We start from the raw sequence: 2,095 nt of genomic DNA on the forward strand, positions 1-2,095 counted from the left end.
GCGTATTTCAACGGGTTTATGGCCAATAATAGTGAAGCCAGCAAGCAGCCTATCCAGTTCAAATTGGCTAAGGGTAAACACCTGTTTTTTCTCTCTGACAGGCCATTTGAACTTGGCTTTTTCCAGGCGCTTATACCACAGGGCGAAGCCTGTGGTATGGTGAGTAGACCAGAGGAATTTCACCTCTAGCCTCTCGCAGAACCGTACGTGATACTCTCATATCATACGGCTCCCATTACCCAATCGTTGATCTTCAAAATAATGCCAGTGGATGAATAGACTTGGTCTACTTTGAGCGACATGCCTTAACCACTGTGAGCTTTTCCGCTTATGCCCTGCAAGACGTTTATATTTTCGCCTTGCCCAGCGTCCCAATCTGAGTTCCAGATAGTCTGCTAGCTTGCGCATTTGTGTTGGATAAAAGCATCCATAATATTGGAACCATCCCCGTAATATCGGGTTGTATAAACGTGATAACTCCGCCAATGTTGAGGGGGTTCTTACTGACAAACGCCAAGTCCTGATACGTGATCGCATGGATTTTAACGCTTCGTTGCTTGCCGCAGGTAAGAAGCTTGTAAATAGCTTTCCTTCCTTGTTATTCGCCTTTCTTGGTCTAAATGTGAAACCTAGAAAAGTGAATTCCTTTATTGGATATGCAAGCGGTCGATTGCTGTCCTTACAGTAAACGATCTTTGACTTGATTGGATGCATTGTGAGCTTGCACTTCTTCAGCCTTACCTCTATCGCTCTAAGCAAATAGTTGGCTTGGGCTTCCGAGTGACAATGTACAACTGCATCATCCGCATACCTAGCAAATGGGCATTTGGGAGAAGTTTTACTTATCCAAATATCAAATGCGTAGTGCATGAACAGGTTCATCAATAATGGACTAATAACACCACCTTGAGGCGTACCTTGGGTTCGAGGTACCAAAGTACTATCGACGGTGAGCGTTGGTGCTTTTAACCATCTTTCGATGTAAAGCAAAGCCCACGGTTCCTTTACGTGATGACGTACAGCTTTCATCAGGAGATCATGATCGATGTTATCGAACGCTCCTTTGATATCAAACTCTACAACCCAGTCCATCCGCCAACATCGCTGTCGAGTTTTATCAATAGCTTGCAAAGCAGACTTACCCGGTCGATAGCCGTACGAATCGGTATGAAAGCACCTGTCGATTCCTGGTTCGATTAACATCTTAACCACCATCTGTGCGACTCGGTCTGACACAGTAGGAACACCCAGACTCCTTATTCCACCATCCTTCTTAGGTATATTTACCTGCTGGACAGCCGGTGGCATATAAGAGCCTGACGACATACGATTCCATATCTTATAAAGGTTTCCTTTTAAGTTTTGCTCAAATGTAGACAATGTGACTCTGTCCACACCTGCAGCACCTTTATTGGCTTTTACACGTTTATATGCATTCCAAACCAGCTGTTTTGAAATATCAAACGATTTTGTCGATGCCATATGGCTCCTCCCTAGTTTTGCTAGGTTGACTAAATTTCATCAACTGGATAATGCTGCCCCTTCGCTCCACACCCATTACAGGTGATTCAACACTACTACGAGCAGCTCCGCCCCTGTATTTGACATTGGTATTCTTCCTCATGGTGTTTGCCATTTGTCATTTTCCTTGTCATTCAAATACAGGTTCCCACGTTCCGTGCTACCGCCTAAATCAAGCTCATGCCGCCTATACACCGATTGCCGCTGAAACAGTAAGTAGGTTTCCTTTCAGCTTGTCCTAGGACTACTGGGCGACCCTAGTTTTGACAATACTTAATCCTTAACGATGCGTCATCGGACGGTTTGCTTTCGCTCATCTTCTTGATTCATACCTGATATCTATAACTGATACCTTTTCCATAGTCGCTCACCACCATATCTCTTAAATACAGCAGCACTTGGCGGTTTGAAACCGACCCCTACAGGTAGATTTCGGGAGGCCTTCTCCCATCAATAGCACAGCTCCAAAAGACCTTAGTCTTTTGTTCGTGGCACACCCCAGTAAAGCACCTTTATCTTGTCACGCTGCTTGTTTGTGAATAGGAACAGTGCACCAGAGTTCAGGGGTAACTCA

Annotated in this window: 2 protein-coding genes; both read right to left on the reverse strand. The window is 44.8% G+C overall.

Annotation, left to right across the window (positions count from 1 at the left end; all coding sequences use genetic code 11):
* Positions 1 to 183, reverse strand: a 183-nt coding sequence (gene tnpB / locus ACVA53_RS24840) for an IS66 family insertion sequence element accessory protein TnpB (RefSeq protein WP_446506617.1), incomplete at its 3' end; no start/stop codon positions are given.
* 33 nt (positions 184 to 216) lie between these two features.
* Positions 217 to 1,482, reverse strand: coding sequence for a group II intron reverse transcriptase/maturase (gene ltrA, locus ACVA53_RS24845; protein ID WP_255045501.1), 1,266 nt, complete (start codon positions 1,480 to 1,482; stop codon positions 217 to 219).
* Positions 1,483 to 2,095: the final 613 nt, after the last annotated feature.

This window comes from Photobacterium sp. DNB23_23_1, assembly GCF_052873815.1.

Excerpts from the sequence above, each read along its gene's own strand:
- ltrA (WP_255045501.1), bottom strand. The coding sequence starts at position 1,482 with ATGGCATCGACAAAATCGTTTGATATTTCAAAACAGCTGGTTTGGAAT.